22 protein-coding genes and 1 tRNA gene are annotated in these 21664 nt (G+C 46.8%); 17 read left to right on the top strand and 6 right to left on the bottom strand.

Annotated features, from left to right (window positions below; all coding sequences use genetic code 11):
- The first annotated feature begins 50 nt into the window (after positions 1-50).
- Complete coding sequence (locus tag ACKX2L_RS09510; RefSeq protein ID WP_497551489.1) at positions 51-596, top strand: DUF6106 family protein; 546 nt, start codon at positions 51-53, stop codon at positions 594-596.
- A 131-nt stretch (positions 597-727) separates the two neighbouring features.
- Here ACKX2L_RS09510 and ACKX2L_RS09505 read toward each other — a convergent pair whose 3' ends face one another.
- Both ACKX2L_RS09505 and ACKX2L_RS09500 read right to left on the bottom strand, forming a co-directional pair.
- Complete coding sequence (locus tag ACKX2L_RS09505) at positions 728-1663, bottom strand: PucR family transcriptional regulator (protein WP_497551490.1); 936 nt, start codon at positions 1661-1663, stop codon at positions 728-730.
- A 120-nt stretch (positions 1664-1783) separates the two neighbouring features.
- A complete protein-coding gene (locus ACKX2L_RS09500) occupies positions 1784-2893 on the bottom strand; it encodes an ABC transporter ATP-binding protein (protein WP_497551491.1) in 1110 nt (369 codons plus the stop codon).
- A gap of 254 nt (positions 2894-3147) precedes the next feature.
- On the opposite strand from ACKX2L_RS09500, the gene ACKX2L_RS09495 reads away from it, so the two are divergent.
- Genes ACKX2L_RS09495 through dnaB form a run of 3 tightly spaced genes read left to right on the top strand, consistent with a single transcriptional unit; the run spans position 3148 to position 7038 of the window.
- Positions 3148-5202, top strand: a complete 2055-nt coding sequence (locus ACKX2L_RS09495) for a DHH family phosphoesterase (protein WP_497551492.1) — start codon at positions 3148-3150, stop codon at positions 5200-5202.
- Positions 5199-5645, top strand: a complete 447-nt coding sequence (gene rplI, locus ACKX2L_RS09490; protein ID WP_497551493.1) for a 50S ribosomal protein L9 — start codon at positions 5199-5201, stop codon at positions 5643-5645. Before ACKX2L_RS09495 ends, rplI begins: the two co-directional genes overlap by 4 nt.
- Before the next feature lie 16 nt (positions 5646-5661).
- A complete protein-coding gene (dnaB, locus tag ACKX2L_RS09485) occupies positions 5662-7038 on the top strand; it encodes a replicative DNA helicase (RefSeq protein ID WP_497551494.1) in 1377 nt (458 codons plus the stop codon).
- A 66-nt stretch (positions 7039-7104) separates the two neighbouring features.
- Here the strand turns inward: dnaB and fdxA are convergent, their stop codons facing one another.
- A complete protein-coding gene (gene fdxA, locus ACKX2L_RS09480) occupies positions 7105-7275 on the bottom strand; it encodes a 4Fe-4S ferredoxin (RefSeq protein WP_497551495.1) in 171 nt (56 codons plus the stop codon).
- A 185-nt stretch (positions 7276-7460) separates the two neighbouring features.
- On the opposite strand from fdxA, the gene ACKX2L_RS09475 reads away from it, so the two are divergent.
- Positions 7461-7685: a DUF1858 domain-containing protein gene (locus ACKX2L_RS09475; RefSeq protein ID WP_497551496.1), complete on the top strand. Its 225-nt coding sequence runs from the start codon at positions 7461-7463 to the stop codon at positions 7683-7685.
- A gap of 205 nt (positions 7686-7890) precedes the next feature.
- Here ACKX2L_RS09475 and ACKX2L_RS09470 read toward each other — a convergent pair whose 3' ends face one another.
- Positions 7891-8691 carry an adaptor protein MecA gene (locus ACKX2L_RS09470; protein WP_497551497.1) on the bottom strand — a complete coding sequence of 267 codons (801 nt, stop codon included), beginning with the start codon at positions 8689-8691 and terminating at the stop codon, positions 7891-7893.
- A gap of 749 nt (positions 8692-9440) precedes the next feature.
- On the opposite strand from ACKX2L_RS09470, the gene ACKX2L_RS09465 reads away from it, so the two are divergent.
- The 4 genes from ACKX2L_RS09465 to ACKX2L_RS09450 all read left to right on the top strand — a co-directional run bounded on the left by ACKX2L_RS09465 (position 9441) and on the right by ACKX2L_RS09450 (position 13247).
- Positions 9441-11138 (top strand): glycosyl hydrolase family 18 protein, encoded by a 1698-nt coding sequence (locus ACKX2L_RS09465; RefSeq protein ID WP_497553156.1) that lies wholly within the window; start codon positions 9441-9443, stop codon positions 11136-11138.
- A 77-nt stretch (positions 11139-11215) separates the two neighbouring features.
- Positions 11216-12283 (top strand): L-threonylcarbamoyladenylate synthase, encoded by a 1068-nt coding sequence (locus ACKX2L_RS09460; RefSeq protein WP_497553155.1) that lies wholly within the window; start codon positions 11216-11218, stop codon positions 12281-12283.
- Between the two features lie 3 nt (positions 12284-12286).
- Positions 12287-12772, top strand: coding sequence for an arsenate reductase/protein-tyrosine-phosphatase family protein (locus tag ACKX2L_RS09455; RefSeq protein WP_497553154.1), 486 nt, complete (start codon positions 12287-12289; stop codon positions 12770-12772).
- Positions 12762-13247: a deoxycytidylate deaminase gene (locus tag ACKX2L_RS09450; RefSeq protein ID WP_497551501.1), complete on the top strand. Its 486-nt coding sequence runs from the start codon at positions 12762-12764 to the stop codon at positions 13245-13247. Before ACKX2L_RS09455 ends, ACKX2L_RS09450 begins: the two co-directional genes overlap by 11 nt.
- Before the next feature lie 9 nt (positions 13248-13256).
- On the opposite strand, the gene greA is transcribed toward ACKX2L_RS09450, so the two are convergent.
- Both greA and ACKX2L_RS09440 read right to left on the bottom strand, forming a co-directional pair.
- Positions 13257-13763, bottom strand: a complete 507-nt coding sequence (gene greA / locus ACKX2L_RS09445; RefSeq protein WP_497551502.1) for a transcription elongation factor GreA — start codon at positions 13761-13763, stop codon at positions 13257-13259.
- Positions 13764-13851: 88 nt separating this feature from the next.
- Positions 13852-13939: transfer RNA gene (locus ACKX2L_RS09440), tRNA-Ser, on the bottom strand.
- A 130-nt stretch (positions 13940-14069) separates the two neighbouring features.
- Here ACKX2L_RS09440 and ACKX2L_RS09435 point away from each other — a divergent pair.
- The 8 genes from ACKX2L_RS09435 (at position 14070) to ACKX2L_RS09400 (ending at position 21641) form a co-directional block, all read left to right on the top strand.
- Complete coding sequence (locus tag ACKX2L_RS09435) at positions 14070-15299, top strand: tocopherol cyclase family protein (RefSeq protein WP_497553153.1); 1230 nt, start codon at positions 14070-14072, stop codon at positions 15297-15299.
- Positions 15300-15327: 28 nt separating this feature from the next.
- On the top strand, positions 15328-16986 hold the full coding sequence (gene dnaX, locus ACKX2L_RS09430; RefSeq protein ID WP_497551504.1) for a DNA polymerase III subunit gamma/tau: 1659 nt from the start codon (positions 15328-15330) through the stop codon (positions 16984-16986).
- Entirely contained in the window at positions 16979-17317 is a 339-nt protein-coding gene (locus ACKX2L_RS09425) for a YbaB/EbfC family nucleoid-associated protein (RefSeq protein ID WP_497551505.1), read from the top strand. Before dnaX ends, ACKX2L_RS09425 begins: the two co-directional genes overlap by 8 nt.
- Positions 17318-17337: 20 nt before the next feature.
- Positions 17338-17937, top strand: coding sequence for a recombination mediator RecR (gene recR / locus ACKX2L_RS09420; RefSeq protein ID WP_497551506.1), 600 nt, complete (start codon positions 17338-17340; stop codon positions 17935-17937).
- A gap of 285 nt (positions 17938-18222) precedes the next feature.
- Complete coding sequence (locus ACKX2L_RS09415) at positions 18223-18753, top strand: prepilin peptidase (protein ID WP_497553152.1); 531 nt, start codon at positions 18223-18225, stop codon at positions 18751-18753.
- Positions 18750-19745, top strand: a complete 996-nt coding sequence (locus ACKX2L_RS09410) for a hypothetical protein (protein ID WP_497553151.1) — start codon at positions 18750-18752, stop codon at positions 19743-19745. The genes ACKX2L_RS09415 and ACKX2L_RS09410 overlap by 4 nt, the downstream gene beginning before the upstream one ends.
- Complete coding sequence (locus ACKX2L_RS09405; protein WP_497551509.1) at positions 19732-20943, top strand: TadA family conjugal transfer-associated ATPase; 1212 nt, start codon at positions 19732-19734, stop codon at positions 20941-20943. The genes ACKX2L_RS09410 and ACKX2L_RS09405 overlap by 14 nt, the downstream gene beginning before the upstream one ends.
- On the top strand, positions 20877-21641 hold the full coding sequence (locus ACKX2L_RS09400; protein WP_497553150.1) for a type II secretion system F family protein: 765 nt from the start codon (positions 20877-20879) through the stop codon (positions 21639-21641). The genes ACKX2L_RS09405 and ACKX2L_RS09400 overlap by 67 nt, the downstream gene beginning before the upstream one ends.
- The last annotated feature ends 23 nt before the right edge of the window (positions 21642-21664 follow it).

Below are 21664 nucleotides of genomic sequence, written 5' to 3'. Positions count from 1 at the left end.
CCCGGGAAAAGTGTATGAAAAGAAGGACAGATCAAAGACGGAGGTAAAGCATGTATCAGCAGGATATATTTCATGAGTGCACAGTGGAAAGAAAAACACCTGGCAGTATTAAGGTCATGGCCTATATTTCCGCGATTTTCGCATTCCTGTTTTTCCTTATGATGATGGTTTTTCCTCCCATGCTGCTTATGGCTCTTTTATTTGCACTGCTGGCCTGGGTTAATTTCCAGTATACGAAGATTGCCTTCGATTACAGCTATACCAATGGAGAACTGGACATCGATAAGGTGATCGGCGGGCGTAAGAGAAAGAGCATGGTTGCGACCAAGGAAGCCAATATTGTCGTGATGGCTCCAACACATAGCGATCCGGTTCAGCCCTATATCGGAAAGAGCATGCCGGTCAAGGATTGCTCTTCCCATATTCCGGGGAAAAACTATTACGTCATGATCATAAAGGATGATGTGACTGCGCAGGAAACAAAGGTGATCGTAGAACCGAGTATTGAGATCCTGGATATTCTGCAAAGGATGAATCCTTCCCGGGTGACTCTGTCAGATGAAGACAGAGCCAAGGCCAGAAAACTGGCCTATTGATCCCTGACTGGATTGAATGTAAGGATCAATCGCTCCTCATTTTAGGAATCCATCAAGCAGGAGCGTCAATCGCACAGAAATTGCATAGAGATCGCATAGAGTTAGAAAAAGTCCTGAGGGTTTTAACTCCCTCAGGACTTTTTTAGATAGGCTGCAATCATCATTCCGATCCGACAAGTGATTGCATCATCGAAATTCCGAAGATCCAGTCCGGTAGAACGCTTGAACTTGTCCAGACGATAGACCAGGGTATTTCGATGAAGATAGAGGATCCGCGCGGTCTCCGCAATGTTCAGTCCACTGGCGAAAAAGGTCCGTATGGTATGCCCTGTTTCCTCATCGATTTCCGAGAAATCCACGCCGGGAAGGGATTCTTCCAGGTAATCCAGACAGGCTTCCCTGGGCAGGCGGGAAAGGAGCTTGCCGAGGCCAAGATTTCGATAATAATAAATATTGTCAGAAGATAAAAAGATACTGCCGATCTTCATGGAAAGTAAGAGATTTTGATAGGTGGCCGGAAGGTCGGAAAGATTTTCAACGGCCCGATCATAGGCAATCCGTATGGTAAGCATTGCTTCCGCTGTGATAGTGTCCAGAAGCTGGGCTGCCGTTTTCCTCAAGGATTCTGTGGAAAGAAGCTCCTCAGAATTAAATAAGAGGACCAGGTCATGGTCATTCATATCAAGATAAAAGGTCGAAGAAGGTTCTGTGATCTCCCGTAAGATTGCCATGATATCAGAGTTATTGGTATAAGGTTTATTAAAATGGAGAAGGAGAAGGCCGAGGCAGGCGCCGGTACGGAAATGACAATTCTCCAGTTGTGCTTGACAATCATCCAAGGTTAAATCTCCCTGGAGAAAGCGACGGAGAATATCGGAAGGGGTCGACTTTCGAGGCCGTTTTTCCGGCTCTTTTTTCAGATCTTTTAATAGAAATGTAAGGCGTTCCTCCAGCTCATCTTCCGGGATCGAGTCATCTTTTAGTTGAAAGGGAATGCCGGTCAGAGAGCAAATTTCATCCAGTGTCTTCTGAACCTTGGAAGAAATCTGTTTTTTTGTTTCCTGCATAGAATTTCCTGTTCTTTGAAATTCAACGATAAGTTTCATATCTATTATAACGAATATTGGTAAAAAAAAGAGGACCTTTCCGGTCCTCTTTTTTGAATCTCAGTGACTGAGATGAAAATCCTAGTTTGTGATGGTAAGCTCGGTTTCCTTGTCGAAGAAATGAGTCTTAGACATATCCAGAGTGAAGGTTGTCTCCTGGCCCATCTTTGCAGGGGTAGAAGGATCAACACGAGCGGTCATCTGAGTGCCGCCGAAGTCGAAGTAGAGATAAACTTCAGCACCGAGAAGTTCGTAAACACGAACCTTAGCAGTAATCTTGTTCGGATTATCATGCTCATCGATTGCAGCATCATTCAGGTGCTCAGGACGGATACCCATAACAACGGTCTTTCCGACATAACCCTTTTCCTTCAGAGCCTTAGCCTTTTCTGCAGGGATCTCAAGCTTAGCATTGTCGACGGTTGCATAAAGCTTACCGCCATCTTCAGAAATCTTGGCATCCAGGAAGTTCATCTGAGGAGATCCGATGAATCCGGCAACGAAGAGATTGCAAGGAGCGTTGTAAAGAGTCTGAGGAGTATCAACCTGCTGAACAACACCATCCTTCATAACAACGATACGGGTACCAAGGGTCATAGCCTCGGTCTGGTCATGTGTTACATAGATGATGGTAGCGCCCAGACGATCATGCAGACGGGAAATCTCGGTTCTCATCTGAACACGAAGCTTAGCATCCAGGTTGGAGAGAGGCTCATCCATGAGGAAGACCTTAGGATTACGTACGATGGCACGTCCCATGGCAACACGCTGTCTCTGTCCACCGGAAAGAGCCTTCGGCTTACGATCCAGATAAGGCTTCAGGCCAAGGATATCAGCGGCCTCGTCGACCTTCTTCTTGATCTCATCCTTGGGAACTTTACGAAGCTTCAGACCGAAAGCCATGTTATCAAATACGGTCATATGAGGATACAGAGCGTAGTTCTGGAATACCATTGCGATATCACGGTCCTTCGGCTCAACATTGTTCATAACTTTTCCGTCGATCTTCAAGGTACCGGAAGTGATATCTTCAAGACCTGCGATCATACGAAGTGTGGTAGACTTACCACATCCGGACGGTCCTACGAAAATGATGAATTCCTTGTCCTTAACATCAAGGTTGAAATCATCAACGGCCTTTACGCCACTGGGATAAACCTTGGTTACGTTTTCAAGCGTTACACTTGCCATTGTAAAAACCTACCCTTCTAAAACTGTTATTCACGATGAAGTCTTTTCAGGTTTTGAGGATTCATATTCCTTAAAAGCTTCACCAACTATGGTCAGTATAGACAAAGAAAGCCTCTTTCACAATGTCATTATAGACAAAAATAATAAAAATCTTCCGTCAAAGTAACAAAGTCAGAAGGGAGGACTCTCGCCACACCCCACGCATGTGATATAATAAGCAGCATGAAAAGGATGATTCGAATGGAGAGATATCAATGGAGACTTTGAGATATCATGGGAGGCTGAGAGCCTACTTTCTTATGCCGATCCTGAATATATTCCTGCTTGCGGGAGTAAGCATCGGTTTGGATTTCTATGATCTGCATGCCGGCCTTTTCGTTTCGGTAGTCACAGCTCTGTATACGGTGATCGTTTTAGTTCTCTTCTTTTTTGTAAAGAAAAAGCTAAACGAGGAGCTCATCAATTTTGCAACCCATTACGGAACGGTTCAGAAGAAGTTCTTAAAAGAACTGCAGCTGCCATATGCACTTTTGGATGAAGGCGGCCGCTTGATCTGGATGAATCAGGAATTCCGGAATCTGACGCATAAGGATCACAATTTTCATAAAAGTATTGCAACGATCTTTCCTGAGATCACACCGGAGATCCTGTCGCATTCCGAAGACGTGAAGCAGATCATCCGTCTGGACTATAACGGCAGGAAGTACCGGGTGGAACTTCGTCGGCTTTCTTTTGAAGAAGAAGGTACGAAAGGGAAGGAACTCATCACCACGGAGGAACTGATTCAAACCATCAATGCGGTCCTTGTTTTTGATGAGACGGAATTGTATCAGATCCGGCAGTTGAACTGGAACCAGCAGATGGTTCCTGCCATCATTTATATTGATAATTACGAGGAGACCATTGAGGGAATGGAGGTCGTCCGGAGATCACTTCTTGCAGCGACCATTGATCAGAAGATCAGTCAATATTTCCAGCAGTACGAGGGCATCGTACAGAAAATCGAAAAAGACAAGTACTTCGTCATTTTCCAGCAGCGCTGTCTTCCTGATCTGGAGGACAATAAGTTTTCCATCCTGGAAGAAGTCCGCGGGATCCATTTCGGAAACGAAAGTGATGTCACCTTATCTATTGGTGTCGGTGTCGGCGGCAGCAGCTATCCGGAAGTCCTGGAATATGCCCGGGCAGCGATCAATATAGCCCTTGGACGTGGCGGATCCCAGGCTGTGGTTAAGGACCATCACGATGTATCCTATTATGGTCTCCATGGAAAAGAAGTGGAAAAGAATACCCGGGTCAAAGCCAGAGTCAAGGCCCAAGCCCTTCGGGAAATGATGACCAGCAAGGATCGCGTGATTGTCATGGGCCATAAGATCACAGATATTGATGCTTTCGGTGCCTGCCTTGGGATCTGTATTGCAGCAAGACATCTTGGAAAAGAATGTCATATCGTATTAAATACGGTAACGACTTCTTTAAAGCCTCTGGTAGATCTGATTTCCAAGGAAGACGAGTGGCCGGAAAATCTGATTCTTACGACACAGGAAGCCATATATGGGGTAGACGACAAGACCCTGGTAGTTGTCGTGGATACCAACCGGGCCGATTATACCGAATGTCCTGAGCTTCTCAGCCGAAGCAGGAATATTGTTGTCTTCGATCATCATAGACAGGGAGATGGTCTGATTACGAATCCGGTATTGTCCTATATTGAACCCTTTGCCTCTTCTACCTGTGAAATGATCGCAGAGATTCTTCAGTATTTTGCGGAAAGAATAGAGATCCGCCCGAGGGAGGCAGACTGTATCTATGCCGGAATCCTGATTGATACCAACAATTTCGTTGCAAAGACAGGAGTCCGGACTTTTGAGGCTGCGGCCTATCTCAAAAGAAGCGGCGCCGATATGACGCGGGTTCGGAAGATGCTGAGAGAGGACATGAATACCTATAAGGCCAGAGCAGAAGTAGTCAGGGATGCGGAAGTATATCGCAATTCCTTTGCTATTTCGATCTGTGATCCGGCCGGTTTAAAGAGTCCGACCATAGTGGCTGCCCAGGCTGCAAACGAACTTTTGGATATCACGGGGATCAAGGCTTCTTTCGTCTTAACGAAGTATGATAATAAGGTCTATATCAGCGCACGGTCCATCGATGAGATCGATGTGCAGAGGATCATGGAGAAACTGGGCGGCGGCGGACATCTGAATCTTGCCGGAGCTCAGATTGCCGGAGGAAATATAGAAGAAGCCAGAGATTTGATCAAGAAGATTCTGGACGAAGCAGTAGAGAAAGGAGATATTGAATTATGAAAGTAATTCTTTTGGCAGATGTAAAAGCATTGGGGAAAAAAGGTGAGATCGTCGAGGTCTCGAACGGCTATGCCAGAAACGCACTTCTTCCCAAGAAATTGGGCGTAGAAGCAACACCGGCCAATCTCAATAATCTGAAGCTTAAGAAGGCACATGACGAGAAGGTGGCAGAAGAGAATCTGGAGGAGGCCAAGGCCCTGAAGGAAGAGATCGAACAATGGACAGTCGAAGTAAAGATTAAAACAGGCGAGGGCGGCAAGGTCTTCGGCTCTGTTTCTACCAAGGAAGTGGTTGATGCCTGCGAAAAACAGTATGGAAAGAAGATCGATAAGAAAAAGCTGGTTTTGGACGTGCCGATGAAGGCTCTGGGCATTTACAATCTGACGGTAAAACTCCATCCGGAGGTTCAGGCTACGCTGAAGGTTCACGTTTCCGAGAAGTAAAGGAACAGATTGGAAGATGGAAAATCAGACAGACAATCGGAACGAGAATATAAGGCTTAGCCGCATGCCAAGTTCGCCGGATGCCGAACGGTCAGTTCTTGGCTCCATGATCATGGATAAGGAAGCCTGCAATACGGCAATGGGACTTCTGGTCAGAGAGGATTTTGACAATCAGGCTTACGGTCAGCTTTTTGACACGATTGTGGAGCTGACCAATGAAGGTCAGCCGATCGATGTCATTACCCTGCAGGATCGGCTTCTGGATAAGGGAGCTTTGCCGGAGGTCGCCAGTCCGGAATATATCACCGATATCGTAAGTTCCGTTCCGCTTTCGGTAAATATTGAGAGTTATTGCTCGATCGTAAAGGAAAAGTCCATGCTTCGGACCATGATTCGAAAGAATCAGGAGATCGAGAGCGAATGTTATAAGGCAGAACGGCCGGCGAAGGAGATATTGGGAGAATGGGAGGAAATCGCCTTCCAAATGGCTCAGAATCAGACCGGTAATGAAACCGTACCGATCAAGAAAATTGTCATGACGGCCCTGGAAAAAATTCATATCGCTTCCCAGATGGAGGGAAATGTCACAGGTATTCCAACCGGATTTACGGATCTGGACAGACAGCTGTCCGGACTTCAGCCGGCCGATCTGATCCTGATTGCAGCCCGTCCTTCCATGGGTAAAACGGCGCTTGCCTTGAATATTGCGGAATATGTTGCCTTCCATGAAAAACTGCCGGTTGCGATTTTCTCTCTTGAGATGCCGAAGGAATCCCTGGTGAACCGGCTCATGTCTCTGGTTTCCCATGTTGAGGCAGAGAAGATCCGTTCCGGCCAGCTTCAGGACATGGATTGGACCGAACTGGTCCGGAGTGCGGGAATCATTGGGGATTCGAATCTGATCATTGATGATCAGCCGGGTATCACCGTAGCAGATCTCCAGAGTAAGTGCCGGAAGTACAAAATGCAATATCCGGATCTGTCTCTGATCATGATCGACTATCTCCAGCTCATGCAGGCATCCAAACATTCGGATTCCAGACAGCAGGAGATCTCGGAAATTTCCCGCTCCATTAAAATGATAGCGAGAGAGCTGAATGTTCCGATCATAGCCTTGTCCCAGTTGTCCCGGGCTCCGGAACAGAGACCGGACCATCGGCCCATGCTTTCGGACCTGCGTGAATCCGGAGCGATTGAGCAGGATGCCGACGTAGTTATGTTCATTTATCGGGACGATTATTATAATAAGGATACAGATAAGAAGAACATTTCAGAAATTATCATTGCCAAGCAGAGAAACGGCCCTGTTGGCACGGTTGAATTGGCATGGCTGCCGCAATATACCAAATTTGGAAATCTGGACCATAGCCGAAGACATTTGGATGGAGAATAGGGTGAAAAAAAGACTGCTGCAGAATGAACTGCAGCAGTCTCTTGCTTCTTAACGGATGATCGATGATCAGCCCTGAGAGATAGCTCCGGTAGGGCAAACACCGGCACAAGTGCCGCAATCGATGCAAGCATCCGGATCAATGTTGAACTGAGTATCTCCCTGAGAGATAGCTCCTACAGGGCACTCAGGCTCACATGTACCGCAAGAAACACAAGAATCAGAAATTACGTATGCCATGACACATTCCTCCTTAAATATAGTGTTAACGTATGCGTTAAGCAATATCATCATATCCCCAGCCGGAACATCTAGCAAGTATTAAATGTAAAACAGAAATCAATCATTAAATTTTGCTAAACTCAATTGTAAAAGTTGAAAGTGCGTTGTATAATCAACACACAATCACAAGGAGGAAGAATCAAATGAAGATTGAAGTGAATAAGGATACAAGTATTGGCGAGCTTTTAATGATCGATCAGGGTGTTACTCCGATTCTGATGGCTGTCGGCATGCATTGCATCGGCTGTCCTGCATCTCAGATGGAGACCATCGAAGAGGCAGCAAGCGTACACGGGATCGACCCTCAGTCTCTGGTAGATGAGATCAATGATTATCTCAACACAGAGGGAGTTGGTGCCCAGGCCTGATCTGCCGGATCGAGCTGTTACGAATGAGTCGCTCTTGGGATGGAAGTCCTGAAGCTGACGCCGTAAAATAAGAAATTGCCGTCGTAAGATAAGAAATCGACGTCGTAACATAAGAAAAAAGAAGCTTTCGGAATGGATCCGGAAGCTTCTTTTTTTGGTATTTTAAGGTTATTCATAGGGGAACTTTCATCGACGAATTTCCCTTTTAGAGTTTGGACAGCTTCGAAATGGCATTGTCAGGGATCAGGACCTGGTTATGTTCCCTTAAAGTATTCAGATTGGCAGCATTCGGTGCCAGAAGGGAGCCAAATTCGCTGACCATGATGCAGATCCGGTCGAAGTCCTTCGGATCAGCCTGAGAAGGAGCCGTAAGGGATAAAATGAAGACTTCGGGTTCTCTCACCTGATAGACAGAGCTTTCTCCCTGGAAGATCGGCCGGATGATATGAGAAACCTCAATCAGATCTTCCAAAGTTCGAAAGAGAAAATTTCTTTGAGAAGGAAGCGGGGCCGGTTCACCGTCAATATGCTTATCTTTTGAGGCAGCTTCTTTTTCTTTCTCTGACACAGATCCCCGGATCAGATCATTCTTTTCAGCAGACTTCCGATTAGACAGGGCTTTTTCATAGGCTTCCAGGATGTCTCTTACGGATGTGGAAAGTTCAGATGCATTCAGAGAGGACAGCTGATTGGAATCGAAAGAAGCAGTGTCGCCAGGATCCTTTGAAAAGCGTGCAAAGCGGGTATCCAGCATTTCCGGATCACTGACTTTGGTAACGAGGAGATCAAGTTCATCCTTGGAAATGGGGATCGCCTCGACCATCAAGGGTTCATCCTGAGCATTAAAGCCAAGTTCCTGATTGGCACGAGTCATCATTTCAGAAAAAAGATCGCGTGCTTTCTGACTGCCATAGGCAAGTTCACTTAATTTCAGATTTCTTTCTTTTAAATCCTCACTGGTCAGAATGCAGCGGATTTGATTTTCACTTATTTTTAGTATTTTCATTGATTGCTCCTGATAATTTTTGCAATTGATTATATAAAGAAGTGCGGCTAAGGTAAAGAGAAAAATAAGAGAAAATAATAAAAAAATTCTAAAGAAAAATAAGAGTATATTAAGAATCGCCAAATCGCTTGAGAGGAAGGGAGGGATATGTTATAAGTGAATCATGCCACGGCAACAAGGATCTCAGTCAGTTGAGATCATTAGAGACCGTGAATAGAAATGGAATGACCAACCAAGGAAGGAGGGGGAGTGATCTTTCGGACTGCACGTTAAAATCAGTTTTTCTGTTGCAGGAGATATCAGATACCACGAGGATTAATCTCCTTTGACAGGGGAAGCGCATCCTTTGTCAGAGCAGGCAGACGGAAAGAACTGAGGAGATTACTTTATCAAATCGAACACTCTGATAAAATCAAATGAATAAAATCAAATAAGAGAGACAGGAGATAAGGTAATTTGGGAAGTGTAACATTGAATTGGATCCGGGGGGATTTCAGCATGTTCGGAACGAAAGATCAAAAGTAAAAACAGAGGAGTTATCTAAAATTATATGCATTCATAATCCGACCTGTTAACAAGTTAAGAATAAACAGAAGTCCGCTGCCTGTACCAAACGGATTTCGGTGAATGCAGAAGGGAAAACAAGGCCTGAAAGGAATGGATCAAGGATAGAAAGACCCTGTGATCTGATCTTTTTAAGGCCTTTGTTTGTGTTATAATGGCAGACAGTAAACATGCGGAGGACTTCCATGAAAGCTAAGAAAAAACTGATACCGATGGTGATCGGCATCCTGATAGCAGGACTTTTCGCTGCATTTCTTCTATATCGTTATGCACCGACGAGAGAAACCATGTCCTTAAAGGACTACTATACAGATGCAGGGGATGAGACCTGCGCTGTTATTTTCAATGGCAGTTACCAGGCAGCAGAGGCAGGATCTTGGCCCAATGCCTTGATCAAGGACAAGATGGTCTATATTTCTCTGCCTTATCTCAAGAAGAATGCGGATGATTGCTATGTCTATGATTCCACAGAGGGGGTCCTTCGCTATGCAACGGACCGTCAGCTGGTTACGGTTTTGGCCGACAGTAAAACCTATACGGTGGATCAGGAAAACAAGACTTTTGACAGCAATATTCTGATTCAGGAAAAGGGGCAGGTGTATTTGAATCTGGATTGGGTGAAGAATTATACCGATCTTACGGTTCGGCTGGAGAAATCGCCCAATCGGCTGATCATCGAACAGGCTGGTCGGGAGAAGAAAACGGCGAAACTCCGGTCATCGGGTAAGATCAGACTCCGGGGCGGTGTGAAGAGTAAAATCCTGGCAGAGGCGAAAAAGGGCGATGAGGTCGAAGTCCTTGAGGATTACGGTGGCTGGAGCAAGGTCTTATCAAAAAATGGAGTGATCGGCTGCATTGAGAATCGAAAACTCGGGAAAGTGGAGAATACGAAGGTAAAGAAAAGTCTGCCTGAGAGGAACTATCAGCATACTTCTTTTGGAGCAAAGATCGATCTGGTCTGGCATCAGGTGACTTCGCAGGCTGCAAATGACAGGGTGGCCAGTGTCCTGCCAGCTCAGAGCGGAATCAATGTCATTTCGCCGACCTGGTATAGCTTATCCGACAATCAGGGCAATATCACGGATCTGTCCAGTGCTTCCTATGTCCAGACCTGCCATCAGAATCAGGTCAAAGTCTGGGCCCTGGTCAGTAATCTGGGTGAAAACAAGGTGGACAGCAGTCAGGTATTGAATACAACATCCTCCAGGGACCGCCTGATCAATAATCTGATGCAGACGGCATTAAAATCCGGTGTGGATGGTATTAATGTTGATTTTGAGGCCTTGCAGAGCGATGCAAAGGATGGCTACATTGAATTCATTCGGGAACTGGCCCTGAAATGCCGGCAGAATGGTTTGATCCTTTCGGTGGATAACTATATCCCGACCACTTCCTCAGAATTTTATCAGAGGAAGGAACAGGCGGCTTTTGCGGATTATTTGATCATGATGGCTTATGATGAGCATTATAACGGGTCAAAGGAAGCAGGTTCTGTGGCCTCCATTTCCTGGGTAAAAGACGGGATCAAGAAGACACTGAATGATGTGCCGGCAGATCAGCTGGTTCTCGGCATGCCTTTCTATACCAGAGTCTGGGTTCAGGATGAGAGCGGAAAGCTCACAAGCAGCGCTATGGGAATGCAGGACTCTTGGAATTATATGCAGAATAATCAGGCCGAGATCAAGTGGTCTGAAAAAGACGGTCAGAATTACGCCAGCTTCCAGAAGGACGGAAAGACCTATGAATGCTGGCTGGAAGACGAGAAATCTCTGGAGCTGAAGCTTCAGGCCATGCAGGAAAATAAGCTTGCAGGCGGTGCTTTCTGGAAGCTGGGTATGGAGAAGTCTTCTGTTTGGGAGCTGATCCGTCAGTATATCAAGTAATGGAAAACCGGCATGGGTCCGTACAGAAAAGGATCCAAAGCGATATTACAGTATTTACAAAATTCAAAGGACAGGCTATGACAACAAAGATTATTAAAGTGGATAAAGAAAAACCAAGTGCTAAGGCCCTGGAGTTGGCCGTAAAGATGATTCAGCAGGGAGGGCTGGTTGCTTTTCCGACGGAAACCGTCTACGGACTGGGCGGAGATGCAGAAAATCCGGAGGCTTCGAAGAAAATCTATGCAGCAAAGGGCAGGCCTTCCGATAATCCTTTGATTGTCCATATCTGGGATTTCTCCCAGCTGGAGGAGATCGTGTCGTATGTACCGGAGGAAGCCAGAAAGCTGGCTGACGCTTTTTGGCCCGGCCCATTGACGATGATCCTTCCGAAGAATGACAAGATTCCCCTGGAGACAACAGGCGGTCTTCAAACGGTTGCCATCCGGATGCCCAGCCATCCGGTCGCCCGCCTCTTTCTGAAGGAATCCAACGTGAAGATTGCCGCGCCGAGCGCCAATACATCCGGCCGTCCGAGTCCGACAAAGGCAGAACACGTGGCAGAGGATCTTTCCGGTAAAATTGACTGCATTATCGATGGAGGACCGGTCGATATCGGGTTGGAGTCTACGATCGTCGACTTGTCAGAGGGTCAGCCGACCATTCTCAGGCCGGGTTATATTAATAAAGCTATGCTGGAAGAAGTGGTCGGACCGGTTCGAATCGATCCGGGAATTCTGGATGCCAATAAGAATAAGAATATCCGCCCTAAGGCACCCGGTATGCGTTATAAGCATTATGCACCAAAAGGGGATCTGGCCATTGTGGAAGGCGAGGCAAGTGATGTCATTCGAGAGATCAATCGCAGGGTGAAAGAAGATCAGGCGAAGGGTCTGAAGGTTGGTGTCATTGCAACTGAGGAGGATCGGGGATGCTATCAGTGTGATCACATCCTGACGATCGGCAGTCGGACGGATGAGTATTCCATTGCTCATAATCTCTATGCCATCCTGCGGGAATTCGATGCATTAGGAACAGAGAAAATGTATACCGAGAGCTTTGAAACACCGAAAATCGGAAATGCGATCATGAACCGATTGTTAAAGGCTGCAGGTCACGAGGTGATTCGTGCACCGCATGAGGATTAAGTTATGAATGTTCGTCGAGTTGTGATCTGTACGGGTAATGGAACTGCCAGAGCGCCTATGGCAGCGGAACTTTTAAAACGATGGCTGAAGGAAAAGGACAGTCCGATCGAGGTTCTGACCCGGGGTTATGTCGTGCAGTTTCCGGAGCCTATGAATCAGAAGGCCGAAGCGGTCATGGCTTCCGATGGGATCACTGTGGATGGCTTTGAATCCAAGGAACTGAAAAACGAAGAAATCACGGATAAGACCTTGATCTTCACTATGTCGGAAAAGCAGAGAGAACAGGTCCTCCTTCGTTATCCTTCCGCCGAAGAGGACAATACCTTTGTCCTGGCTTATTTCGTCGGAGAGGAATTGGAGACAATGAATCCCTACGGGGCACCGCTTCCGACCTATGGCCTGTGCTATGAGACCTTAAAGGAAACTACTCGAAAGCTTGCTTCTAAACTTCAATCCATGGAAAAGGAGGAAGAGGAGAATGAGCAATAAACGCCTGGACTATATTTCCTGGGATGAGTATTTTATGGGAGTTGCTTATCTGTCTGGCATGCGGTCCAAAGATCCGCATTCCCAGGTGGGCTGCTGTATTGTAAGTCAGGACAATAAGATCCTGTCCATGGGTTACAACGGCTTTCCCAAGGGCTGTTCGGACGATGTCTTCCCCTGGGCCAGGGAGGGAGATCCTCTGGAGAATAAGTATCTCTATGTGACCCATAGTGAATTGAATGCAATTTTGAATTATCGGGGCGGGTCCCTCGAGGGAAGTAAGCTCTATGTGACACTGTTCCCATGCAATGAGTGTGCCAAGGCCATCATTCAGGCCGGGATCCGGGAACTGATCTATGCGGATGACAAATATGAGAAAACGCCTTCTGTGATCGCATCCAAGCGGATGCTCTCGGCAGCAGGCGTTCATTATCGGAAATATGAGGCAACGGGAAGGACCATCTCCTTTAGGGTCTGACAAAAGACCTTAGAAAGACTGGATGTCATCGTCTCCATCCGCTGTTTTATCAATTTTACGAATCTCGACATCATAGGAGACATCCGGACTTACATGGACATGGATCTTGTCACCGACTTTGTGGTGGAGAAGAGCCTTTCCCAGGGGCGATTCCATGTCCAGACGGTTCTCCATGGAGTTGCTTCGGATGGAGGTCGTGATCTTATAGGTCTCCTCCTCGTCGTCTTCCGGGAAATAAATCGTGACGAGATTATTCATGCCGACCTCGTCATCCTTACTGGCATCACTGATGACAATGGCATTCTTCAGAATGTTTTCCAGATAACGGATCCGGGATTCATTTTGATTTTTGGCGCGCTTTGCTGCATAGAGCTCATAGTTTTCGGAATAATCTCCCTGAGCCCGCGCTTCTTTTACTTCTTCCAGAATCTGATGTCGGATATTGACTTTACGGTCGCGGATCTCATCCTGGATCTTCTTTACATCGGATTCGGTAAGCTTTTGACGATAAGCCATAGTAACCTCTTTTCTGCAGGCAATTTTCTTTGCTAAATTCGCTGAAAAAGAAAGAATGCTGCGAACCATGTTCACAGCATCCCATAAGCGGAGACGGTGGGATTCGAACCCACGCACCGGTCGCCCGGCCTAAAGCATTTCGAGTGCCTCCTCTTGAACCTCTTGAGTACATCTCCATCTGTCTTATTTTCTGCTTCAAAGACAGGCACTTAATGATATTACTCTATTCAAATAAATTTCGCAAGAAGGATTTGGAAGAAAGGTGGTTCGTGGTATAATATTTGAAAAAGCATTCCGGAGGTTAATATGGAACGAAAGAATATATCATTTCCGAATATAGAACTTCCCAACATCAACATTATGAAGAAGCCCGCATCTGAAAATGTAGAGCGATCCTTTAACCGGCAGGATCCGGACCGGGATGTCTTCATGCTGAAGGGTCCCTTGGCATCGAAGGGCTATGACTGGTGGTGGCATAGTTTCACAGGGAAAAACAAATATACGGGAGAAGAGAGAAGCTTTTTTATTGAGTTTTTCACGATCAACCCTGCACTTGGCGGTTCGGCTCCTGTTTTCGGTCAGTTGCCGGCAAATCAGGAAAGCGGAAAGAAACCCTCCTATCTCATGGTCAAAGTTGGAAGCTGGGGTAAGGACGCCTGCCAGATTCATCGTTTCTTTGGCTGGGATCAGGTCAATGTCAAGGAAGAGGCACCTTTTCTTATCAGCGCAGACAACTGTTTCCTGTCAGAAACCCGTACCCTTGGAAGAGTCGAAGTTTCAAAAGAGGAGGCAGAGAGTCATCCGGAATACCTCTCCGATGCCGGATCCATGGTCTGGGATCTGAAGATTGAAAAGAAAACTGCCTTCAATGTCGGTTTCGGTGCGGGACGGATGCTGCGGGATCTGGATGCCTTTCAGATGTTCTGGCATGCGGAAGGCATGAAGACCGAATATTCGGGCCAGGTATATTTCAACGGAACCGAGTATCAGGTAACTCCGGGAGAATGCTATGGATATGCCGATAAGAACTGGGGCTCTGACTTTACCAGTCCCTGGATCTGGCTGTCTTCCAATGACATTCGAAGCAAGGTCAGCGGGAAGAAACTGGAAGATACCGTATTCGATATCGGCGGAGGATGCCCCAGAGTCGGCAATCACGAGATCAAGGATACGGTCTTATCTGCCCTCTGGTACGAGGGAACTCCTTATGAATTCAACTTCTCCAAGGTCTGGACCTTAACGAAGAATAAGCTGAAGGTCAAGGAAAGTAAGAAGGAGATCCACTGGTATATCGAGCAGGAGACTCCTCTGGCGAGACTCTTGGTTCATGCCGTCTGTCAGAAGGAAGATATGCTGAAAAACCGTTATGAAGCCCCGGACGGTTCCATGCGTCATAAGAATCTCTGGTGCGGTGGTACCGGTCATGCAGAGCTGAAACTTTATCGTAAGAAGATCAGTTTGAAGAATAAGTGGGAATGGGAACTCGTGGATGACATGGAAGCAGACCATCTGGGTTGTGAATACGGGGTATATTGACAGTCTGCAAAAAAGAATGGAGTAATCTATGTCATACATGGCTTTATACCGGAAATTCCGCCCCCGGGAATTTCAGGATGTAAAGGGGCAGGATCACATTGTAACTGCCTTAAAGAATCAGGTTCGAACCGGTCGAATCGGCCATGCCTATTTGTTCACGGGAACCCGGGGAACAGGAAAGACGACGGTGGCGAAGATTCTGGCTCGGGCCGTAAATTGTGAGCATCCCCTTGATGATGGCAGTCCCTGTAATGAATGTCCGACCTGTCAGCATATTCTGGATGGAAGTTCTCTGAATGTGATCGAGATCGATGCCGCCAGTAATAATGGTGTGGATAATATCCGGGATATCATCGAAGAAGTTGCCTATCCGCCCACAGAGGGGAAATATAAGGTCTATATTATCGATGAGGTTCATATGCTTTCCCAAGGAGCATTTAATGCGCTTTTGAAAACGCTGGAGGAACCTCCGAGCTATGTGATCTTCATTCTGGCTACGACTGAGATCCAGAAGGTGCCGATCACCATTATCTCCCGTTGCCAGCGTTACGATTTCCACAGGATCTCGATCGAAACCATTGCCGGACGCATGAGAGAACTCATGGATCAGGAGAAGGTGGACATCGATGACAAGGCACTTCGCTATATTGCAAAGTGCGCGGACGGATCCATGCGTGACGGTCTGAGTATCCTGGATGAATGCATTGCCTTTTACATGGATCGTCATATCAGTTATGATGATGTTTTAAAAATCCTTGGTGCAGTCGACAACGAGATCTTCCAGACTCTTCTGGTTCAGATCCTGAAAAAGGAGACGGTTAATGCAATCCTGACGATTGAAGGCGTTGTAAATGAAGGCCGGGAACTGACCCAGTTTGTCAATGATTTCGTCTGGTATTTACGAAATCTTCTGCTTGCCAAAAGTATGGATAAGGCCGAGGATCTCCTGGAGATGTCATCGGAGAACTTCGAGGCTTTAAAAGAATTGGCAGTAAAAATCGATGACCACATCCTGATGCGTTATATTCGGATCCTGTCAGATCTCTCGAATGAAATGAAATTTTCTTCTCAGAAACGGATCCTTCTTGAGGTGGCTGTGATTCGAATGTGCCGGCCGGAAATGGAAGAGGATCTGGACTCTCTGATAGAGAGGATCGACGATCTGGAAAAACAGGTAGAAGAGGGAGTGGTTTTTGCTCCGGCTGAGCCAGGGTCAGAAGCCGGGGCAAAAGCAGACAGGTCCAAAGCCCAAAAGAGTGTAAAAAAACAGATGATCCCCGATGCAACACCGGAAGAGGTCAGGCGACTGGCAGGAAAATGGAAAGGCATGGTCAGCCGGATCACGGATGGTTTTTTAAAGACCATCATGACAGCGCTTTTCCCGACCGTCAGTCCGGATGGAAAACTGGAACTTGTGGCTGACTCGACAGATCAGGAAAATGGCGGAAGTATTGCCGCAAGCTGGCTCTTTGACGACGAGATGAAAGAAGAGCATCGGAAGATCATTCAGACTCTGATCAACGATGCGGCGGATGCCCAGGTCGAGATTGTTTATGAAGTAAATAATAGTGGCAGGGATAATAGCGATCTTCATGAGGATCTGATCACTAAATTTGGTTCCGAACACGATCTTGACATTCATGTAGAAATCGATCAACCCGAAGAAGGAGGAAATAAGAATGTCTAAAAGAGGTGGATTCCCGGGAGGAATGCCCGGAAATATGAATAATCTGATGAAGCAGGCACAGCGCATGCAAAGACAGATGGAGGAGGCACAGAAAGACCTCGAGACCAAGGAGATCACTGCCAGCGTAGGTGGCGGTGTAGTCCAGGTAACGGTTTCCGGTAAGAGAGAAGTGACGAAGGTGGAAATCGATCCGACTGTCGTGGATCCGGAAGATGTAGAGGAACTGCAAGATCTTGTGATGGCTGCGGTCAATGAAGCTCTCCGCCAGGTAGATGAGCAGTCTCAGGCCGCTATGTCCAAATTCACCGGTGGACTTGGCGGAATGTTTTAAGGCGGAGCATCAGACAGAGAATGGAATATTATTCGAAGGAGATCAGTTCCCTGATCGAGGAACTGGGGCGCCTGCCCGGCATAGGACCGAAATCTGCCCAGAGACTGGCATTCCATATCCTTCATCAACCTAAGGAGGATGTTGAAAGACTTTCACATACCTTGACGGAAGCCAGAAATAACGTGCATTACTGTAAGGAATGCTGTACCTTAACAGACCAGGAGATCTGCCCGATCTGTAGTAATCCCAAGAGAAACCACAAGCAGATCATGGTTGTGGAAGAAACGCGGGATTTGGCAGCCTATGAGAAGACAGGGAAATATGAAGGCGTCTATCATGTCCTGCATGGCGCGATTTCCCCTATGCAGGGAATCGGTCCGGAAGACATCCGCTTGAAGGAATTGATGACCCGGCTGCAGAAGGAAGACGTGGAAGAGTTGATCATTGCCACCAATTCCAATCTGGAAGGCGAGACAACAGCCATGTATATCAGTAAACTGGTCAAGCCGACCGGGATCCGTGTCACCCGGATCGCCAGTGGCGTTCCGGTGGGAGGCGATCTGGAAAATATAGACCAGGTCACCTTGCTTCGTGCTTTAGACGGCCGGACGGAGCTGTGATTTTAAAAAGTTGCCCCTTTTGCTGAAATAGACAATATAGACAAAGAAGAAAGAAAGCCTTTTTTTGGGCTTTCTTTTTTTATGCTCAAAAGTGCATGTGCAATTGTGGAAAATCCCTAAAGAAAAGCAAGGTCTATGTGGAAAAAGGTGAGAAGAATCATGCAGCCTATACAAAATATTTGACAGAATTTCTTTTCGGCATTTTTTACAAACATCTTTTTGGAAGAAAAAAACTTTGTCCTTTTCTTTTGACCTCTCTATAATGCAGATCACTGGAGGAAAGAAATGAAATGGTATTTACTGGTTTACATTTTCCTGCTGCCGGCAGCGGTGACGGATCGAAGGGACAAGAAGATCAAAAACAGGTGGATCCTTCTCGCCCTGGCTATTGTAATACCACTGGCATTCTGTCATGAGGGGGTTGACCCGGGAACGGCATTGCTTCTTTTATTGAGGCTGATCTGGCCGATCTGCTTCTTCTATCCCTTTTTCCTTTGCGGGGGCATTGGAGCCGGGGATGTAAAGCTTCTGGCCGCTTTATCGGTACTTTTTTGCTTCCGGGAGATGCTGCTTTTTCTGTTCTTTTGTTTCCTTCCGGCGGCAGTTTTTTCCCTGGGCCGTATGATTCGAAAGAAAAGCCTCGGGAAGTCTCTTTGGCAGCTTTTCTCCTATGCGGGAAGAATACCGGTGGAGGGCTTCAAGAAAAAGTATCAGGAGCCGGGACAGGGGGAAAGAATTCCATTGGCACCCTTTCTTCTGGCAGCTTATACAGTCTTTCTTTTTTTAAAATTTTTAAAATGCAGGGGGGTTCTATGAATGGTGTAAGAATTTTGATCTGTGACAGTGACAAAAGCTATGTAAATGCCCTGGTCCGTTATCTCCTGGGGTGCGGGCAGAAGTTTTTCATCTCTTATCTTACGGATCCGTCGGCCTATGAAAAAGAGGAAGGGGCTTTTGAAATCGGTCTTATGACGGAGGAATATATCCGAATCTATGAGAATGACCAGGTGAAAAAGCTTCATATCCGGCATGTGATTCAGCTTTGCGGCAGCGCAGAGATCGGTTATCGGACCTATGATTCACTCTATAAATTTCAGTCCATGACGGCTTTTCTGGACAAGTTGTCCAATATGGAATGGAAGACCCTGTCACCTGGGTCCCGTTACGCAGGAAAGACAAGGATCATGGGCATCTATTCTCCAATGAGACATGAACTTGAGCTTCCCTTTGCCCTGACCTATGCCCGTTATATGTCGGAAAAAGGGAAAACTATTTTTCTGGATATTGAAGAGAATAGCATTATGAACCAGTTGGTGGGCAGGGAAGCTGAATGCAATCTGGTAGATGCCATCTATGAGATGGAACAGCAAGGGGAAAATTTTCGCATTGAGGTTTGTCTGGAATCCTATCATGGATTTTCCTATCTGGCCCCGGTGTCGAATCCGTCAGAACTGGCCCATATCGGTGAAAAGCAATGGCTGGCTCTGATCCATCATATCCAGGAATCCGGTTTTACGAATATTATCATGCTGTTCGGGACATTGCCGCAAGGATTCCTGTCGATGCTGAAGGAAATGGATGCAATCTATCTATTGGGGAAGGCCGGAAGTTATTATCAAACCGGTACCCTGCAATTTGCGGCTTCGGTGAAGAAAATGAATCCGACGATCTCCATACAGGAAGTCCTCCTGCCCTTGAATGCGGGAAATCTCAGCGAGAGTAATTATTGCATGGAGGAACTGATGGATGGAAATCTGGGCCTCTTTGTAAGAAATCATTTTGGAGGAATGCAGTATGCCCGGGCTTGACGCCAGGATCCGAAGCAAGGTCCTGAGACAGCTGGATCAAAATCAGGACCTTGAGGATGAGACGGTCCGGTCCTGTGTCCGACGGGAGGTCTGTCGGGAGGGAAGAGAAAGGCCACTGTCCATACAGGAAAGACAGATGCTGGAAGAGACGGTTTTCAACTCGATCCGGAAACTCGATATCCTTCAGGAACTTCTGGAGGATGAGGAGATCACTGAAATTATGATTAATGGTCCGGATCAGATCTTTCTGGAAAAGCGAGGCCGGATCTATCTGTCTGACCGGAAGTTTGCTTCGGAAGAGAGGCTGATGGATGTCATCCAGCAGATCGCAGCGGCAAATAATCAGATCATCAGTGAATCCTCGCCGATTCTGGATACAAGGATTCATGGGGAACGTGTCTGTATTGTCCTTCCACCGATCGGAATCGATCATCCCATTCTTTCCATCCGAAAGTTTCCGAAGGAGCCGATCCGGATGGATCAGCTGCTGGCAAACGGCTCTTTGTCAGTGGAGATTGCGGATTTTCTCAGGAAGGCTGTGGAAGCCCGCTACAATATCTTTATTTCGGGAGGTACTTCCAGCGGGAAAACCACCTTTTTAAATGCCCTGACGGAATTTATTCCCAGTGACCAGCGGGTGATAACGATCGAAGATTCTGCAGAGCTCGTGGTTCTCGGTATCCCGAATTTGATACGGCTGGAGAGCCGGAACAAGACACTGGAGGGAAAACTCGAAGTAACAATCCGGGACCTGGTGAGAACTTCCCTTCGTCTCCGACCGGATCGAATTATTATTGGCGAATGTCGGGGAGGAGAAGCACTTGATATGGTGCAGGCGATGAGTACGGGGCATCCCGGATCCTTAAGTACCGGTCATGCGAATTCTGCCAGGGATATGCTGTCCCGTCTGGAGGTCATGATTCTGATGGGAGGACAGGCAGATCTCCCGCTTGCCGCTGTTCGTCAGCAGATTGCTGCCGGGATTGATATCATCATTCACTTGGCCCGCTTAAGAGATAAAAGCCGAAGACTTGTAGAAATTTCGGAAGTGGACGGCATGGAAGATGGAGAGATCCGGCTGAACCGGCTCTATCGCCTGAAGGAAGACCGGGAGGAAGGGGAGGCCTATCAATGGGAGAAAGACGGGGAACTGATTCACATAGAAAAGATGAAAAGAGCCGGCTTCGTAACCTGGTGATCGAAGTTTTCGAAGATCTTTTTGTCAGTATCCTTTTTGCTTTCCTGTTTTATCGATCTCCCTTTGGTCTGATTTTAATTCTTCCGATCTCCTTTTTAAATCATAGGCGGATCCGACAGGATAAAGAAACGGAAAGAGAGGAAGAGTTTCATCGGCAATTTCGGGAACTTTTGAATATCCTAGCCACATCATTAAGTGGCGGCTATTCGATTGAGCGCTCTTTTGCTCAGGCAGAAGGAGAACTCTTAGAACTCTATCCGGAAGGCACGGTATTTCAGGAGGATCTTAGGCAGTTAAACCGGAGGGTAGGCCTGAATCAGCCTGTAGAAAAGGCTTTTCTCCAATTTGCAGAAAAGTGGCCTTATACGGAAGTCCGGGGATTTGCTGAGATCTTCGCTTTTGCTAAGAGACTGGGTGGAGATTATGGAATGAATATCAGAAAGACCGCCATTTCCATTGGTGAGAATCTGGAACTTTGCCAGGAAATAGAAGCGGTTATAGCGGACAAAAAACTGGAGCTGAAAATCATGAGTATCATGCCGACTGGGATCCTGGTCTATATTTCTCTGGCATCGCCGGAGTTTTTACAGGCTTCTTATCACAATCCGGCTGGGGTCACGGTCATGACGATCTGTCTTTTCGTCTATCTTTTGGCGGTATTTCTGGGACGAAGAATGATTCAGTCGGCAAGAATGTAAAGCGGGCTATGAAAATTTTGATC

This window comes from Porcibacter vitabionis (assembly GCF_046263795.1).
Classification (GTDB): Bacteria; Bacillota; Clostridia; order Lachnospirales; family Lachnospiraceae; genus Lachnocurva.
This window is presented reverse-complemented; position numbering and strand designations above follow the sequence as displayed.

What these genes read in the sequence shown, in the direction of transcription:
- dnaX (WP_497551504.1), top strand. Translation starts at nt 15,328, where the DNA reads ATGTCATACATGGCTTTATACCGGAAATTCCGCCCCCGGGAATTTCAG.
- ACKX2L_RS09470 (WP_497551497.1), bottom strand. Translation starts at nt 8,691, where the DNA reads ATGAAAATACTAAAAATAAGTGAAAATCAAATCCGCTGCATTCTGACC.
- ACKX2L_RS09510 (WP_497551489.1), top strand. Translation starts at nt 51, where the DNA reads ATGTATCAGCAGGATATATTTCATGAGTGCACAGTGGAAAGAAAAACA.
- ACKX2L_RS09405 (WP_497551509.1), top strand. Translation starts at nt 19,732, where the DNA reads ATGCCCGGGCTTGACGCCAGGATCCGAAGCAAGGTCCTGAGACAGCTG.
- rplI (WP_497551493.1), top strand. Translation starts at nt 5,199, where the DNA reads ATGAAAGTAATTCTTTTGGCAGATGTAAAAGCATTGGGGAAAAAAGGT.
- recR (WP_497551506.1), top strand. Translation starts at nt 17,338, where the DNA reads ATGGAATATTATTCGAAGGAGATCAGTTCCCTGATCGAGGAACTGGGG.
- ACKX2L_RS09415 (WP_497553152.1), top strand. Translation starts at nt 18,223, where the DNA reads ATGAAATGGTATTTACTGGTTTACATTTTCCTGCTGCCGGCAGCGGTG.
- ACKX2L_RS09455 (WP_497553154.1), top strand. Translation starts at nt 12,287, where the DNA reads ATGAATGTTCGTCGAGTTGTGATCTGTACGGGTAATGGAACTGCCAGA.
- fdxA (WP_497551495.1), bottom strand. Translation starts at nt 7,275, where the DNA reads ATGGCATACGTAATTTCTGATTCTTGTGTTTCTTGCGGTACATGTGAG.
- ACKX2L_RS09465 (WP_497553156.1), top strand. Translation starts at nt 9,441, where the DNA reads ATGAAAGCTAAGAAAAAACTGATACCGATGGTGATCGGCATCCTGATA.
- ACKX2L_RS09460 (WP_497553155.1), top strand. Translation starts at nt 11,216, where the DNA reads ATGACAACAAAGATTATTAAAGTGGATAAAGAAAAACCAAGTGCTAAG.
- ACKX2L_RS09410 (WP_497553151.1), top strand. Translation starts at nt 18,750, where the DNA reads ATGAATGGTGTAAGAATTTTGATCTGTGACAGTGACAAAAGCTATGTA.
- greA (WP_497551502.1), bottom strand. Translation starts at nt 13,763, where the DNA reads ATGGCTTATCGTCAAAAGCTTACCGAATCCGATGTAAAGAAGATCCAG.
- ACKX2L_RS09450 (WP_497551501.1), top strand. Translation starts at nt 12,762, where the DNA reads ATGAGCAATAAACGCCTGGACTATATTTCCTGGGATGAGTATTTTATG.
- ACKX2L_RS09475 (WP_497551496.1), top strand. Translation starts at nt 7,461, where the DNA reads ATGAAGATTGAAGTGAATAAGGATACAAGTATTGGCGAGCTTTTAATG.
- ACKX2L_RS09425 (WP_497551505.1), top strand. Translation starts at nt 16,979, where the DNA reads ATGTCTAAAAGAGGTGGATTCCCGGGAGGAATGCCCGGAAATATGAAT.
- ACKX2L_RS09500 (WP_497551491.1), bottom strand. Translation starts at nt 2,893, where the DNA reads ATGGCAAGTGTAACGCTTGAAAACGTAACCAAGGTTTATCCCAGTGGC.
- ACKX2L_RS09495 (WP_497551492.1), top strand. Translation starts at nt 3,148, where the DNA reads ATGGAGACTTTGAGATATCATGGGAGGCTGAGAGCCTACTTTCTTATG.
- ACKX2L_RS09435 (WP_497553153.1), top strand. Translation starts at nt 14,070, where the DNA reads ATGGAACGAAAGAATATATCATTTCCGAATATAGAACTTCCCAACATC.
- ACKX2L_RS09505 (WP_497551490.1), bottom strand. Translation starts at nt 1,663, where the DNA reads ATGCAGGAAACAAAAAAACAGATTTCTTCCAAGGTTCAGAAGACACTG.
- ACKX2L_RS09400 (WP_497553150.1), top strand. Translation starts at nt 20,877, where the DNA reads ATGGGAGAAAGACGGGGAACTGATTCACATAGAAAAGATGAAAAGAGC.
- dnaB (WP_497551494.1), top strand. Translation starts at nt 5,662, where the DNA reads ATGGAAAATCAGACAGACAATCGGAACGAGAATATAAGGCTTAGCCGC.